Annotated in this window: 13 protein-coding genes; 7 read left to right on the top strand and 6 right to left on the bottom strand. The window is 73.4% G+C overall.

What is annotated here, in order from left to right; translation table 11 throughout:
* Nucleotides 1-179 precede the first annotated feature (179 nt).
* Nucleotides 180-650 carry a PPOX class F420-dependent oxidoreductase gene (locus AB0H81_RS38810; protein WP_358385488.1) on the top strand — a complete coding sequence of 157 codons (471 nt, stop codon included), beginning with the start codon at nucleotides 180-182 and terminating at the stop codon, nucleotides 648-650.
* A gap of 79 nt (nucleotides 651-729) precedes the next feature.
* Here AB0H81_RS38810 and kstD read toward each other — a convergent pair whose 3' ends face one another.
* Entirely contained in the window at nucleotides 730-2535 is a 1806-nt protein-coding gene (gene kstD / locus AB0H81_RS38805; RefSeq protein WP_358385485.1) for a 3-oxosteroid 1-dehydrogenase, read from the bottom strand.
* Nucleotides 2536-2767: 232 nt separating this feature from the next.
* Between kstD and AB0H81_RS38800 the strand changes: the two genes are divergently transcribed.
* A complete protein-coding gene (locus AB0H81_RS38800) occupies nucleotides 2768-3415 on the top strand; it encodes a nucleoside monophosphate kinase (protein WP_358385482.1) in 648 nt (215 codons plus the stop codon).
* An 88-nt stretch (nucleotides 3416-3503) separates the two neighbouring features.
* On the opposite strand, the gene AB0H81_RS38795 is transcribed toward AB0H81_RS38800, so the two are convergent.
* Nucleotides 3504-3770 carry a DUF1876 domain-containing protein gene (locus AB0H81_RS38795; protein WP_358385479.1) on the bottom strand — a complete coding sequence of 89 codons (267 nt, stop codon included), beginning with the start codon at nucleotides 3768-3770 and terminating at the stop codon, nucleotides 3504-3506.
* Nucleotides 3771-3838: 68 nt separating this feature from the next.
* Entirely contained in the window at nucleotides 3839-4006 is a 168-nt protein-coding gene (locus tag AB0H81_RS38790) for a hypothetical protein (protein WP_358385476.1), read from the bottom strand.
* 194 nt (nucleotides 4007-4200) lie between these two features.
* On the opposite strand from AB0H81_RS38790, the gene AB0H81_RS38785 reads away from it, so the two are divergent.
* The gene (locus AB0H81_RS38785) at nucleotides 4201-4641 is read left to right on the top strand and encodes a YbaB/EbfC family nucleoid-associated protein (RefSeq protein WP_358385473.1); all 441 of its coding nucleotides are present in this window, start codon (nucleotides 4201-4203) and stop codon (nucleotides 4639-4641) included.
* 515 nt (nucleotides 4642-5156) lie between these two features.
* On the opposite strand, the gene AB0H81_RS38780 is transcribed toward AB0H81_RS38785, so the two are convergent.
* Together AB0H81_RS38780 and AB0H81_RS38775 are read right to left on the bottom strand one after the other, a co-directional pair.
* Nucleotides 5157-5486, bottom strand: a complete 330-nt coding sequence (locus tag AB0H81_RS38780) for a hypothetical protein (protein WP_358385471.1) — start codon at nucleotides 5484-5486, stop codon at nucleotides 5157-5159.
* A gap of 112 nt (nucleotides 5487-5598) precedes the next feature.
* The gene (locus AB0H81_RS38775; protein WP_358385468.1) at nucleotides 5599-6237 is read right to left on the bottom strand and encodes a CBS domain-containing protein; all 639 of its coding nucleotides are present in this window, start codon (nucleotides 6235-6237) and stop codon (nucleotides 5599-5601) included.
* Between the two features lie 184 nt (nucleotides 6238-6421).
* Here AB0H81_RS38775 and AB0H81_RS38770 point away from each other — a divergent pair, with 184 nt between their 5' ends.
* The gene (locus AB0H81_RS38770) at nucleotides 6422-6736 is read left to right on the top strand and encodes an MFS transporter (RefSeq protein ID WP_358385465.1); all 315 of its coding nucleotides are present in this window, start codon (nucleotides 6422-6424) and stop codon (nucleotides 6734-6736) included.
* A 136-nt stretch (nucleotides 6737-6872) separates the two neighbouring features.
* Entirely contained in the window at nucleotides 6873-9956 is a 3084-nt protein-coding gene (locus AB0H81_RS38765; protein WP_358385462.1) for a CARDB domain-containing protein, read from the top strand.
* A gap of 157 nt (nucleotides 9957-10113) precedes the next feature.
* Here the strand turns inward: AB0H81_RS38765 and AB0H81_RS38760 are convergent, their stop codons facing one another.
* Complete coding sequence (locus AB0H81_RS38760) at nucleotides 10114-11370, bottom strand: helix-turn-helix transcriptional regulator (protein WP_358385460.1); 1257 nt, start codon at nucleotides 11368-11370, stop codon at nucleotides 10114-10116.
* 206 nt (nucleotides 11371-11576) lie between these two features.
* Here AB0H81_RS38760 and AB0H81_RS38755 point away from each other — a divergent pair, with 206 nt between their 5' ends.
* Nucleotides 11577-13709: a SufS family cysteine desulfurase gene (locus AB0H81_RS38755; RefSeq protein WP_358385458.1), complete on the top strand. Its 2133-nt coding sequence runs from the start codon at nucleotides 11577-11579 to the stop codon at nucleotides 13707-13709.
* A gap of 170 nt (nucleotides 13710-13879) precedes the next feature.
* A complete protein-coding gene (locus tag AB0H81_RS38750) occupies nucleotides 13880-14614 on the top strand; it encodes a GntR family transcriptional regulator (RefSeq protein ID WP_358385456.1) in 735 nt (244 codons plus the stop codon).
* The last annotated feature ends 229 nt before the right edge of the window (nucleotides 14615-14843 follow it).

Raw genomic sequence — 14843 nt, 5'->3', positions numbered from 1 at the left:
GGCGGTGCAGAAGCGCGGCGACCGGGAGAGGCGCATGTGGGACGTGCTCGGCACGGCCTTCAAGATCTACAACCCGGCGTACAGCAGCGCCGCGCCCGGCGGCCGCCCCGGACGCGTATCCCGCGGGTCCGCGCCGATAGCCTGGCCCCGCCCTGGACACGTACGAGGGAGAGACCCGGATGGCTCCGAACATCGCGACCGCGCGCCGCGTCGACCTGCCCGAACTGCTGGAGTTCCTGCGTCCCAGGCATCACGGCCTGCTGGCGACCACCCGTGCCGACGGGCGGCCCCAGCTCTCGCCGGTGAGCTGCGGGGTCGACGAGGAGGGCCGGATCGTGGTCTCCACCTATCCGGAGCGCGCCAAGGCCCGCAACGCGCGGCGCGACGAGCGGACGTCCATCTGCGTGCTGTCCGACGACTGGAACGGCCCGTACGTGCAGGTTGACGGGCGGGCCGAGGTGCTGGACATGCCCGAGGCGCTGGACGCGCTGGTCGGCTACTACCGGTGCATCGCCGGTGAGCACCCCGACTGGGACGAGTACCGGGCCGCCATGCGGCGGCAGGGCAAGTCGCTCATCCGGCTGAGCATCGACCGCTGGGGGCCCATCTCGACGGGCGGGTTCCCGGCACGGCTGGTCGCGGACGAGTGACCCCGCCGGGCATCGCGAAGGGCCGCGTCGGAGAGGCGTGCCGCCGCCCGCCTGGGGGGAGCGGGCGGCGGGGAACGGGTCAGCCGGCGGCGATGTCGTTGGCCGCCACGTAGCCGAACGTCATGGCCGGGCCCAGGGTCGAGCCGGCCCCGGCGTAGCTGTGGCCCATGACGGCGCCGCTCGCGTTGCCCGCCGCGTACAGGCCGGCGATGACGGAGCCGTCGGCCCGCAGCACGCGCGCCCGCGCGTCCGTCCGCATGCCGCCCTTGGTGCCCAGGTCACCAGGGACGATCTTGAACGCGTAGAACGGCGGCAGCCACAGCGGCGCCAGGCAGGGGTTGGGCCGGACGAACGGGTCGGCGTAGTAGCGGTCGTAGACGCTGTCGCCGCGGTGGAAGTCGGCGTCGCCGCCCGTGACCGCGAACCCGTTGAACCGGTTGACCGTCGCGCGCAGCGCCGCCTGCGGGACGCCGATCTTCTGGGCGAGCAGTTCGACGGTCGCCGCCTTGAACACGGCCCCGGCGTCGTACCAGGAGTCGGGGAACGGCAGCAGCGGCGCGATGTCCTTGAACAGGTACTTGTTGCGGTAGTTCTGGTCCACGATCAGCCAGGCCGGGATGTGCGGCGAGGACGGTGTGTCGCGGTCGTACATGACGTGCACGACGTCGCTGTACGGCGCGCCCTCGTTGACGAAGCGCTCGCCCTTGCCGTTGACGAGGATGCAGCCGGGCAGGGTCCGCTCGGCCAGGCAGAAGTACGGCTCGCCGGGCAGCGGGATCGCCGGGCCCCACCAGGCGTCGTCCATCAGGTCGAGCGCGGCGCCGGCGCGCTTGCCGGCCCGGATGCCGTCGCCGGTGTTCGACGCGGCGCCGACGGTCCAGTCGGTGCCGATGGGCTGCTGCTGGAACTCCGCGCGCATGGCGGCGCTGTGCTCGAACCCTCCCGAGCCGACGATGACGCCGCGACGGGCCTTGACCAGCGTCTGCGTTCCTCCGCGGGTGACGAGCACGCCGGTGGCGCGGCCGTTCTCGATGCGCAGGTCCGTGAGCGGGGTGTTGAGCCAGACCGGGACGCCGGCCGCGAGCAGCCCGGCGCGCAGCCCGCCGGCCAGGGCCTGGCCCATGGTGAGGGGCTTCTCGCCGCGGAGGGCGGCGGCGGTGCCGCGGGCCAGGCAGGCGGCGCTGACCTCCAGGCCCTTGGGGTTGACGGCGGCCAGCGTCAGCCACTTGTAGTCGGCGCTGAAGACGACCAGACCGGCCGGGGTGGGGATGTAGGAGGGGTTGAGGCGGGCCAGCTCGGCGCCGAGGATGTTGCCGTCGAGCTGGTCGGGCTCGATGGAGCGGCCGTTCGGCATGCCGCCGGGGTACTCGGGATAGTAGTCGGAGTACCCCTCCATGAAGCGGAAGCGCAGCGGGCTGTTGCGCAGGACGAACGAGATCATGGCCGGGCCGTTGGCGAGGAACGCCTGCTGCCGCGCGGCGGGCACCGTGTCGCCCACGACGCGGGCGAGGTAGGCGGCGGCCTTGGCCGGGGTGTCGGGCACGCCGGCGGCCAGGATGACCTCGTTGTTGGGGATCCAGATGCCGGCGCCGGAGCGGGCGGCGGATCCGCCGAAGGTGGGCGCCTTCTCCACGACGACCACGCTCAGCCCGCGCTTGGCGGCGGTCAGCGCGGCGGTCATGCCGGCGGCGCCGGCTCCCACGACCACGACGTCGTACTCCGCCTCCGCGTGGGCGGGGGAGGGGCGGCCGAGGGTGGCGCCGGCGACGATCGCGCCGCCGGTCAGGGCGGCGCCCCGGAGCAGGGTGCGGCGGCTGGGCCCGGAGAACGCCGGCGGCTCCGGGGTGATGGGCTGAGGGGTGGGGTCCGTGCTGGACTCGGGCATGCTGGATCCGATCCCTTCCACGTGCGTGCGCCGCGACGGCGGAGAGCTCGCCGGCGGCAGCCGGAGGAACAACCGCGATGGCACCTCGCGCCCGGTGCGAACGCTACGGACGAGCTGGGGATGTGGCCCCGGTCACAGCATGAAGCATGCGCTTGGTTGGTAGTGCTGTCAACACGAACCGCCCGCAGTCCCCGGTGGCACGTCCGCCGCCCCGGGCGTCCGACAATGGGACATGCGCAAATACGTGATCATGGGAGTGCAGGGGAGCGGCAAGGGCACGCAGAGCAAGCTGCTCGCCGACGACCTCGACCTCACCCACATCAACGTCGGCGACATCTTCCGGTGGCACGTCAAACAGCACACCAAGCTCGGCGCGCAGGTCCGCCGCATCGTGGCCGGGGGCGAGCTGGTCGGCGACGACCTGGTCGAGGACGTCGTCCGCGAACGCCTCCAGCAGCACGACTGGAACTACGGGTTCGTCATCGACGGGTTCCCGCGCAACCGGCGGCAGGCCGAGTTCTTCCTGGAGAGCTACGACATCGACGGCGTGATCCACCTCGACCTGCCGGACGCGGAGGTGCGCCGGCGGGTGCTGGCCCGGCGCTTCTGCTCCCGTTGCGGCATGGACTACAACCTCATCGCCCACCGCCCCGAGGCCGAGGGCCGATGCGACGTGTGCGGCGGCGAGCTGGTCGCCCGCGAGGACGACACGCCGGAGGCGCTGGCCCGGCGGCTGCGCGACTACCACGACAAGACGGATCCGGTGCTGGAGCTGTTCCGCGGCAAGGAGTACGTCACGAGCGTGGACGCCCGGGGCGACAAGGCCACCATCCAGCGCACCATCCGCGAGCGCCTCGGCCTGCCGTCCTACCGGTCCTGACGAGGCCGCCAGGGGACGAAGGTCCTCCGGCGGCTCGCAGGCGTCAGCGGACCTCGGCGGGGCCGCCGGCTCCGAGGGCTCGCGGCCGTCAGCGGACCTCGGCTGGGCCGCCCAGCTCCGCGACGTCCCGGGCGGCGTCGCCCAGGAGCTTGTCGGCCAGGTCCATGAGGGCCCGGCCCGCGGCCAGCTCGTCGCCGATCTCGGGAACCGGACGGTCCGCCGGGTTGCGCCGGGCCACGCCCACGCTCTCGTGCCAGGGCGTGCCGGTCGCCGACAGGACGGCACGGGCGAGCGTCCGCTCGTCGCCCTCGTCCTCGCTGATGTAGATCTCCACGGTCCATTGCTTGGCGTTCATCGCCGCCTCCTCGCCTCTCACCGGGCGTTCCCCTCCTTGCGAGGCGTGCCCGGCGCGGGCCCGTCGAATCACCCCAGGTCAAGCTCCGCCCGGTGCCGCGTGCGCGCGCCGCCGTCGAGTGGGCGGCGGACGACGCTCTCCGCATGACGGGCCGAGAAGGCGCCGGCCGCGGCGCTCGTCGTGGTGCACGAGCGCCGGCCGTCGGTCGAGGCGACCACGCGGCTGCTCGCGGGCACGCCCGCGGAGGTCCTCTCAGGAGGAGGGGCGGGACGCGGCGGAGCGGCATCCTGCCGCGCTCACCGGGGCCCTGTGTCCGGCGCGTGCGTGGTAACGATCAGACGACCGGCCGACAGGGACCGGCGTTGTCGGCTGTAATGGTCAGATCTGTGGCCTTGTGGTGAATGGTCCTATGCGAGGTGGAAGCAGGCGCGTGGAAGACCCGATCGGGAATTTCGCGAACATCGACGTCGAGGCGTTCCTGCGGGACTCCGAGAAACGCGTGGCCAACTTCGCCGCGGCGCAGGAGGAAGCCGCGGCCGCCGTCGGCCGGGCCACGGCCGCCGACGGTCACATCATGGTCGAGTGCACCGCGCAGGGCGGCGTGAGCCGGCTCGACATGGATCCGAGGGTGAAGCGGATGAGCGTCCACGAGATGTCCGCGGCCATCCTCGCCGCCATTCACGACGCCGACGCCGACCTCCAGCGTCAGCTGTCCAGGATCATGACGGGCGTGGTCGGAGGACTCGACCCCGCCTTGGGCGACCCGGACGTCGCCCTGGCGAAGATGACCGAGGCGCAAGCGGCCTTCGACCGGATGATGGGCGACGCGATGGGCGAGCTGGACCGCATGCGGAAGAAGCTCGGCCACTGACGAGCCCCGGCGGGCGGCGGCGTCCCCGCCCGCCGGGGGTCACGCCTCGGCGGTGCCCGTCCTCGGCCCTCCTGCCGCGTATCCGTATCCCGTCTTGAGGCCGTCCGTGAGGCTGCGCTCGGTCATCCAGGCGGCGCCGTACTTCAGCGCCATGCCTGTGGGCGGAGTCGGACGCGGTGTCCGACGCCATGGCGTAGCCGGCCGTCTGCTGCCCGTAGAGCTCCCGCTCCGCTCCCTGCCAGCCGGCCGCGGACACGCTGTCGTGCTGATCCTGCGTCGTCCTGCCCGCGGCGTAGACCCCGTTCGCGAAGTCGCTCCAGCCGTCAGCGGCCCTGTGCATCACCTGCGGGTCGGAAGGCACCGACAGCCCGTACCCGACCAGCACCCGCTCGTAGACGGGAAGCGTCACGGCGGCGAACGCGTACAGGGCAAGGGTGGAGTACTGCACCAGCTTGAGGTCGCCGCCCTCGTCCCCGGACAGGGACGGGTCGGGAGTCCCGCCCGGGATGGGGATCTTAAATCCGCCGGGCATTGTCCTCGTTCCTCTCGTCCGCGGCCCGCACGTTGTCCGCGACCGAGTGCAGTCCGTCCCGGCGATCGTGCAGGGCTCGGATCGTGTTGTAGACCGTGCTCTCCGCGTAGCCGACGATCTTGTCGTGTTCGTTGGTCAGGGGCCATCCGAGCACGCCCATGGCCCACGGCCCCATGCGCATGTTGCTGGGAAAGCTCATGGCCCGGTCCAGGTACGACACCGGGGAGACGCCTTCGGTGTCGTCGGTGAGAGCGTCGCCCAGTGCTCTGATCGCTGGCAGATGGTGGATACGTTGTGCTTCGTCTCGGCTCAAGACTTCTCCATGAACGTGATCCCGCTACATGATCCGCACATACTGACCAGCTGTCGCAGGGAGATCGCTGGAGTCGTGGAAGCCGGCGACGCGACACGGTCGCCGCACGCCGTCACCTCAGATGCCTGACCCGGACGACGCCGGGCACGGTACGGGCCAGCACGTCGGCGACATGCTCGGCGAGCACGTCACCCGCTCCGGATGCCAGAAGAGGGCCGGGCGGGCCGGGGGCGGGGGCCGGGCGCAGCTCGGCGACGCCGTCGTGGACGGCCACCTCCCAGAAGGGGCCGCGCGGGTAGTGCTCGCGCAAGGCGGCCGCCACCTCCGCGCGCAGCTCCTCGTCGGGACGGGCGAGCATGCGCATCAGGTCGCGGCGGCCGACCATGCCGACCACGCGGTGGCCGGCCAGCACGGGCAGGCTCTTGACCTGCTTGCCGACCATGAGATCGATGGCGGCGGCCACGTCGGCCGTCTCGCTGACCGTGACCACCGCGTGGGTCATGACCTGCCACACGAGCGAGGGCCGCGGGCCCTCCTCGCGGGGCGCGGGGTGGGCGGCGGCGCGCGGGTCCGGCTGGAACTCGCCGCGCAGCAGGTCCAGCTCGGACACCACGCCCACCAGCCGCTCCGCGTCGTCGAGGACGGGGGCGGCGGTGACGTCGTGCTCGTACAGCACCCGGACGGCCTGGCGGATCGACGTGGTGCGGCCGACCGTCACGACCGGGCTCGACATGACCTCCCGGACCAGCATGGCTCCCCACCCTCCTCGCCGGCGGCGCTCCCGTCACGACCCGGCGCGGGCCGCACGGAAACCACGGCCCTCGGCCGGCGCGCACGGGTCCGAGGGCCGTCATCCCCCGCCTGAGACTTGATTCCCGTTCTGAGCTGGGAAGACCCTCCTCGTGCAGGAAGGGCGAACCTGACGGGGTTCCACGGTGGCCGGCAGGTTGCCCGGGCTCGCGCCGAGGCAGAGGCGCGGGCCCGTCCCGAACGCGATCAGGGGACCTCGTAGGTGGTACGGCATCGGCACCCTCTACATCCCGTACTTCCTCCAGGACGTCGTCGGCCACCCCGACGACCTGCTGACCGTCGTCGCCGTCAACGGCCTCTCTGTCGTCGCGCTGTCCGTGGTCAGCGGCTGGCTGTCCGACCGGCTCGGCCGGCGCCGGATCCTCGTCTTCGCGGGCTCGTCCGTCATGGCCGCGGCGCTCGGCGCGGTGCGCATCTGGCCGGTCAGGTCCGTGCTGTGACCGTTACGGTGCGGGATATCCCGGCACCGGCCTAATTCCCGGCAAAGGCTCATCCGAGTAGAGGGCTACTCATGCGCCGGACCTGCCCCGTCTCCATCCTTGCCACCAGTCACATCAGATGGCAGGGGGAAATGTCATGCATCCTCGTTCCGGCGGGGCGGTCCGGGCCAGAGCGCTCGCCGTCCTCGCCGCGCTGCTCCTCGTCACGGCCGCTCTGGCCGCCGTCGCCGCGCCGGCGCGCGCCGCGACCGCCGTCCGGCTGAAGCTCTCCATCACCTGGATCCAGCAGGGTGAGAACCCCGACGACGACGGGGGCGACGGCGACTACTTCCCGGAGATCCGCATCGGCGACGGGCCGCTGCTGACCAAGCCGTACGTCCAGGACGACGTGTTCAACCCCAGCGGCTTCCCCGACCCGTGGGTCTTCGAGCAGGACGCCTCGGTGCCCGACGACGGGACCACCGTGCCGATCCTGGTGCGGCTGTGGGACTACGACGACGGCACCAACTTCGGTGACGACCACATGGACATCAGTCCCGGCAACCAGGACGACGACCTCGACCTCAAGTACGACATCGGCACCGACACCTGGACGTCGCCCGAGGACGCGATCACCCCCGGCCAGGAGCGCATCACGGGCGACGGCGACCCGAACTTCCCCGACACCAACGACGGCGTCGCCATCACGATCGGCATCAAGATCGAGCGGCTGACCCCGCTGCCCGACATCGACGGCGACGGCATCTTCGACGTCATCGAGCGGTTCGGGGTGCGCGACAAGGACGGGTCGATGAAGTTCGACCTCAAGGCCATGGGCGCGAACCCGTGCCGCAAGTCCGTCGTCGTGCAGATCGACTACATGACCGGCGCCGCCGACGGGCACAGCCACCAGCCGAAGGACGCGGCGATCGAGGAGGTGGAGCGCGCCTTCGAGGACGGGCCCGTCGATCCCGTGTCACCCTGCCCGTATCCGGGCTTCACGACCACGCAGGGCGTCGACTTCGTGCACATCGCGGGCAAGTCCATCGCCGAGAGCAACGTCATGGGCCTGGACGCGAACTACCGCGCCGCGCGCAACGCGAACTTCAGCAGCCTGCTCGCCCCGTACGCCCACTACGCGATCTTCGCCCACCGGCAGACGCCCGGCGGCTTCAGCTCCGGCCGCTGCTGCGAGACCGACCGCGGGAGCAACAAGGACTTCATCGTCACCCTCGGCGGCTGGCGCACGGTCTGCGTCGCGCCCGGCGACAACGGCACGCTCGACACCACGCCCGCCTCCACCGACGTGCGGATGGGCGACGACGTGCTCGTCGGCACGGACCGGACCTGCGACACCGACGCCAGACCGGGCACCGACGACCGGCAGATCCTGAGAAAGGGCACCGGAGCCGCCGACGCGGACGTGGGGACCGTACGCGACCAGTCGGGCAGCATCATGCACGAACTGGGGCACGCGCTCGGCCTGGCGCACGGCGGCACGGACCGCACCAACTTCAAGCCCAACTACCTCAGCGTCATGAACTACGCCTTCGACCCCGGCGGCATCCCGACGGGACCGGACCCGCTGCCGCGCCGCCTCGACTACTCGCGCAGCTCGCTGCCCACGCTCGACAAGGGCCGGCTCCTGGAGGGCGACGGCATCCGCGACGGCGAGGACCTCACCCGCTGGCGGCTCCCGGGCGGCAACCCGCTGTTCGGCCCCGGCACCGGCGCGCTCAACTGGAACGACGACGCCGTGCCGAACGACCCGAACCGCGTGGCCGCCGACATCAACTCCGACGACGACGTCTGCGTCCTCGCCGGGCCGGACGGCGTCCTGACCACGATGCCCTCGGGCAACGACGAGAACGCGGGCGACGCCATCCTCAACGGCGGCGACGCCTGCAACACGGCGCCCGGGCCCGGCGACACCGGCCGCGCCACCCTCCTGACCGGCCACGACGACTGGGGAAGCCTCAAGTACCGCGCCGCGGGCTCACCGGACGCGGGCGCCCCGGCGGCCTCGCCGTCCGTCACCGAGATCGGGTTCCCGGCCGTGCTCAACGCCGAGCTGGCCCTGCGCGACTTCTACGACCCGGACGTCACCGCGACCAAGACCGTGGACAAGCCCGAGGCGCTGCCCGGCGACACCCTCACCTACGCCGTCCTCGTGCGCAACGAGGGCCGGGGGACCGCCGCCGACGTCAAGGTGACCGACACCTTCCCGGACGGCACCACGGCCGAGCAGCGGCTGCCCGACATCCGGGCGGCGGCGGAGCGCTCCGCGACGTTCACCTACGTCGTGCCGTGCACGGCCGAGAACGACTCGGTCCTGACCAACAAGGCCACGGTGGCGGCCAAGAACCTCGCGGGCGGGGACGAGGCCGACACCTCCGACAACACGAGCACGGCGAAGAGCACGGTCAAGGCGCCGCGCCTCACCCTGTCCGCCGCCACGACCCCGGAGGCGAACGCGGGCGAGGCCACGACCACCACCCTGACCGTCCGCAACACCGGCGGCGCCGCCGCCACCGGCGTCACGCTCACCTACGCCCTGCCCGACGAGGTGTATTACAGCACCGCACTCGACCAGGGAAGCGGGCCCCGGCCCACGGAGGTCTCCGGCGGCACGCTGACCTGGCGCCTCGACCCGGTGGAGGCGGGGGCCACGACCACCGTGGAGTTCACCACCCGCTCCAGCCTGCTGGTCACGGGCGGCACGGTGCAGACCGGCCAGGCCAAGGTGGTGTACGTCAACGCGAACGGCTGCTCGTACGACCCGGTGACGGCCTCGGCCGGCTCGACGGTCACGGAGGTGGCGCCGAGCCGCGACCCGCGTCCGTCCGCGGTGTGGATGGCGATGCCCGCGCTGCGCACTCCCGAGCTGCTGGCCCGGGTGCAGGCCACCGACACCCGTTTCGACGGGGCCGACGGATCCACCCCGGACGGGCGGCTGACGCAGCAGGAGGTGTCGGCCGCGCTCGCGCCGCCCCTTCCGCAGCCGCGGGCGCTGCGCACCGAACTGCTCGGCACGTACCTCAACCTGGGCAGCCGCCGCGTCAACGCCTCCACGGCGGTGCGCGGCGTCATCATGGACCGGATCGGGGCGCGCACGGTCGGCGCCGCCGCCCGGCACTCCCGGACGGTGCTGACCCGGCCGCCGAGCAGCGACTTCGCGGCCTACCAGCAGGCCACGCTGGCGCTCATCGAGATCAACACGGGAGCCGCCGAACGCTACTGACCCCTTGAGCGCACGACGCTGATCCCGTGAGCGGACGCCGCGGGGCCACCGGAGGGAGGCTCCGCGGCGTCGCCATGAGGAGCCGTGAGCGAGCGCCGTGAGCGACCGCTCTGAGGAAGCGCCTGAGCGAGCGCTCTGAGGAAGCGCTCCGGGCCGGTCAGGCGGTGAGGCGGGTGAGCTCGCGGAGCTCGACCTGGGTGGTGGCGCAGTCCAGGAGACGCAGCTCCGCCAGCAGCCGCACCGCCTGCGCCCCGTGCTTCAGCTCCTCCGGGCAGCTCTCCGCGACCTTGCGCAGCATGGCGGCGGCGGCCCACGGGGCGCGGTCCCGGGCGTGGGCCGTGGCCAGCGTCAGGAAGTGCCGGGCGCGCAGGTCACGGGTGGTCAGGCGGGCCGGGTCGAGGTCCTCCGCGAGGCGCAGGGCCTGCCGGTGACGGCCCATGCGGACCGCGGCCGCCGCCGCGCGCAGGTCCAGCTCCACCAGGAAGCCGTCGCGGTCCTCGCCGAGCCGGGCGGCCAGCCTGCGGGCGCGGTTCAGCAGTTCCTCGACGCGCAGCAGGTCGTTCTCCGCCGCCGCGGCGAGCGCCCCCGCCAGCAGGCACGCCCCCGCGGCGGCCCCCCGCTCCTGCGCGTCCCGCTCGTCCGGCGTGTACGGCGTGCCGCGAGAATGGGGGGACCGTGGCCCGGTGGCGAGGTCGGCGGCCGTCAGGCACACACGGCGGGCGTCGGCCGGGCGGCCCAGGTGCACCAGGACCTCGGCCGTCTCCGCCCACGCCGGCGCCGCCGCCACGGGGTCGCCCCTCGCTGCCGACACCGCCCGGTCCGCCGCCAGCAGGGCGGGGGCGTACTCGCCGCTCCCGCGCAGCACCGTCGCGAACAGCCGGTACACCCGCGCGAGCTCGACCGCCGCCATCCCCGCGGCCTCCGGCGACGCCCCCTCCGCCCGGGCGGCGCGGGAGGTGGCCTGGGCCGTCAGCAACAGGCCGGGCAGGTCGCGGCGCAGCTCCGTGTACCGCCGCGGCGAGCGCCGCCACACCTCCCAGGCCGCGGTCACGTGTCGGCGCACCCGGTGGACGTTGTCGGCCGGACCGCCTTCACCGGCCGGGCGGCGGGGGAGCAGCAGCGCGAGCACCATCTCCGCCGACCCGCCGAACCCCCCGTCCCGGGGCCCGGGAAGGCCGGAGGCGGCGGGCAGCGTGACGGGGCCGCCCACCAGCTCCGACATGTCCTCGACGCGCAGGACGCCGGCGATGCGCATGAGGGTGGACAGCCGGTCCAGCGGACGCGCGCCCTTCTCGACGAGCCGCAGCCACTCCTCGCTGCACCCCACGAGGTCGGCCAGAACCCGCCGGGACAGGCCGCGCGCCCGCCGCATGGCCATGATCCGCGGCCCGTCGACCAAGTAATCGCCGGCCATGCCGCCAGGTTAGGCGCCAGATCATCACCGGGCCGAAGGCCAGAAGCGGCGGCCGGTTCCTGCCACCCCGCGCCCCCCGCGCCCGGGGCCGGAGGCGGTTATCGTACGGAGGACATCGTGGGATCCCCGTGGCGCAACTCCAGTTGGGTCCGCGCGCGCCGGCCCGGGCGACACTGCCGCTACACCACACGGCAGAGGAGGCCACGATGGCGATCGACGTCGAGTCGATTCGGAAGGCATTCCCGTTCTTCGAGACACTTGCTGACGGCTCCCGCCCGCCCGTCTACCTCGACAGCGCCGCCACCACGCAGAAGCCCGCCCCGGTGCTCGACGCCCTGACCCACTACTACACGCGCGCCAACGCCAACGTCCACCGCGGCGTCTACCGCCTGGCCGTCGAGGCCACCGAGCTGTACGAGGGGGCCCGCCGGACCGTGGCGGCCTTCGTCGGCGCCTCCCGCCCCGAGGAGATCGTCTTCACCAAGAACGCCACCGAGGCCGTCAACCTCCTCGCCAACTCCCTCATGTGGGCCGGCGAGGAGCTGCGGGTCGGCCCCGGCGACGAGATCGTGGTGACGGAGATGGAGCACCACTCGAACCTCATCCCGTGGCGGCTGCTCGCCGAGCGGGCCGGGGCGACGGTGCGCTACCTGGGCATCACCGACGACGGCCGCCTGGACCTGTCCCGCCTGCCCGAGGTGGTCACCGAGCGGACCCGGGTGGTGGCGGTCGTCCACGCCTCCAACATCCTCGGCACCGTGAACCCGATCGCGCCCATCGCCGCCCGCGCCGCCGAGGTCGGCGCCCTGCTGGTGGTGGACGCGGCGCAGTCGGTGCCGCACCTCGCCGTGGACGTCACCGCGCTGGGCGCGGACTTCGTGACGTTCTCCGGCCACAAGATGTGCGGGCCGACCGGGATCGGCGTGCTGTGGGGCCGGCATGAGCTGCTGGAGGCGCTGCCGCCGTTCCTCGGCGGCGGCGAGATGATCGAGACGGTCAGCGTCGACGCCATGCGGTACGCCCCGCCGCCGCTGAAGTTCGAGGCCGGAACGCCGCCGGTCGCGCAGGCCGTGGGACTGGGCGCGGCCTGCGACTTCCTGAGCGGGATCGGCATGGACGCCGTCGCCGCTCACGACCAGGCGCTGGTCGAGTACGCGCTGGAGCGGCTCGGACGGGTGCCGGGCATCCGGTTCATCGGACCGGCCGACGGCGTGGACCGGCTGCCGCTGCTGTCGTTCGTGGTGGACGGCGTGCCGCTGCAGAAGCTGCGGACCGTGCTCGACGAGGCGGGCATCGCCGTGCGCTCCGGTCACCACTGCGCCCAGCTCGCGTGCAGCCGCTTCGGCATCCCGGCGGCCATCCGCTCCTCGTTCTACCTGTACAACGCGCCCGACGAGGTGGACCACCTGGCCGCCACGCTGGAGGGGGCGACCGGGCCGGGCCGGGGCGGCGGCGCGGCGCCCGCGTTCGAGGCGGGCGGCGCGGCGCGGGTCAGGCCGTACCGGGAGGTGCTGGTGCCGGCGATCTTCGCGCCGTGGGCGGAACGGCTGGTCGGCGCGCTCGCTCCCGCACCGGGCGCGCGGGCACTCGACGTGGGCACCGGGCCCGGGACGGTCGCGCGTGTGCTGGCCGCGGCCGTGGGCCCGCACGGCGCCGTCGTCGGCACCGACCCGAGCCCGGCCATGCTCGCGCTCGCCCGCGAGGAGCCGGCGCCGTCCGGTGCGCCGATCCGGCCCGCGCCGTCCGCGGCGATCCAGCCCGCGCCGATCCAGCCCGCGCCGATCCGGCCCGCGCCGATCCGGCCCGCGCCGATCCAGTACGTCGAGTGCGGGGCGGCGCCGCTGCACGTGTCCGACGAGGCGTTCGACGTCGTCACCGCGCAGCAGGTGCTCCAGTTCGTCCCGGACCGGCGGGCGGCGGTGGCGGAGATGCGCAGGGCGGCCCGGACCGGCGCGCGGATCGCCGTCGCCACCTGGCTGCCGCTGGAGCGCAACCCGCTGTTCCGGGCGCTGCGGGACGCCGTGGCCGCCGTGCTGGGCCCCGAGGAGGCCGAGCGGTTCGCGGAGCCGTGGACGCTGGCGGGGGAGGAGGTCGCCGCCCTGGTGGAGGAGGCGGGGTTCACCGAGGTCGAGCGGCACGAGTGGACGCTGCCGGTCACCCTGCCGGGCGGTCCGGACGCGCTGTGCTGCCTGTTCGGGTTCTCGGCGGTCGCCCCGTCGTACGCCGCCGGGCAGGGGGAGGCGCTGCGCCAGGCCGTACGGGAGCTCCTGGCCCGGCACACGGACGAGCGCGGCGTGCACGGTGAGACGGCGGCGAGCGTCGTGACGGCCCGCGCCTGACCGGCGAGCCCGCGCCACCGCGTCCGCGCCACTGTGCCCCAGGAGGGGCCGTCCGGCACGGTGGCGCGGGCTTCGTCCTTCGGCATACAGTCTGTGAGAATCTTCCTGTAAGGATCTTCCCTGTGGGCGTATGCGTCGTAGCGGGCCCGCGGCGACGGACCGGAGGACTGATGGCCGAGCGACCTGGGAAGGCAGGCGCGGAGGAGCCCGCGGCGCGGCGGAGGAGACCGCGCGCCGGCAGCGGGGAGTCCCTCGGCGACCAGGCGTACGAGCACATCCGCGCCGCCATCCTCGAAGGCGTCTACCGTCCCAACCAGCGCCTGCCCGAGGACGAGGTGGCCGCCCGCCTGAGCAGCAGCCGCACGCCCGTCCGCGTCGCGCTGATGCGCCTGGCCGACCAGGGGCTCGTGGTCCGCGAACGCCAGGGCTGGGTCGTGCGCGAGCACACCCCCGACGAGATCCGCGAGATCTACGAGGTGCGCTGCGCCCTGGAGTCCATGGCCACCGGCCTGGCCGCCGTGCGCGCCTCCGAGGAGCAGCTCGCCCGCGTCGCCGCGTTCTACGACCAGCCGGTCGAGGAGTACGAGAGGCGTCCCCGCGCCGAGCTGGCCCGCATGAACCGCGACTTCCACCTCGCCATCGTGCAGGCGGCGGGCAACCAGCGGCTGCTCGGCGAGTGGCTGCGCAACCGCGACTTCGGCGTCACGTACAACATGGCCGCCGTCTTCACCGGCGACGAGGTCGTGACCTGCGTCGAGGGGCACAAGCGCATCGTCGCGGCGCTGCTGCGCCGCGACCGCGAGGGCGCCGAGCGGGAGGCGCGCACGCACGTCGAGGACGTCCAGGCCGCGGCGAGCCGCCGCCTCGACGCGCTCCGCGTGCCCGCCGGACTCTACCTGGCCTGACCCGGCGCCGAGGAACGCCGGGAAGCACCCGGATCCCCGGGGAAACGCTGGCGGAGGCACGCGTGTGGGAGCGGCTCGGCCCGTTCGTCCGCGGCGCCGCCTACGCCGCGGCGCGCGAGCAGGTGCTCGCCCGGGCGCCCGATGGCCATCGTCGAGTATCGGCAAAGTCCTGATGAGGTGCGCTAGGCTTGACCTATGCGTTCCGCGACCCTGCTTCTTAGCGGGCCGC

Origin of the sequence: Nonomuraea sp. NPDC050691 (assembly GCF_040654455.1) — a bacterium.
In the GTDB taxonomy this organism is placed as follows: Bacteria; Actinomycetota; Actinomycetes; order Streptosporangiales; family Streptosporangiaceae; genus Nonomuraea.
This window is presented reverse-complemented; position numbering and strand designations above follow the sequence as displayed.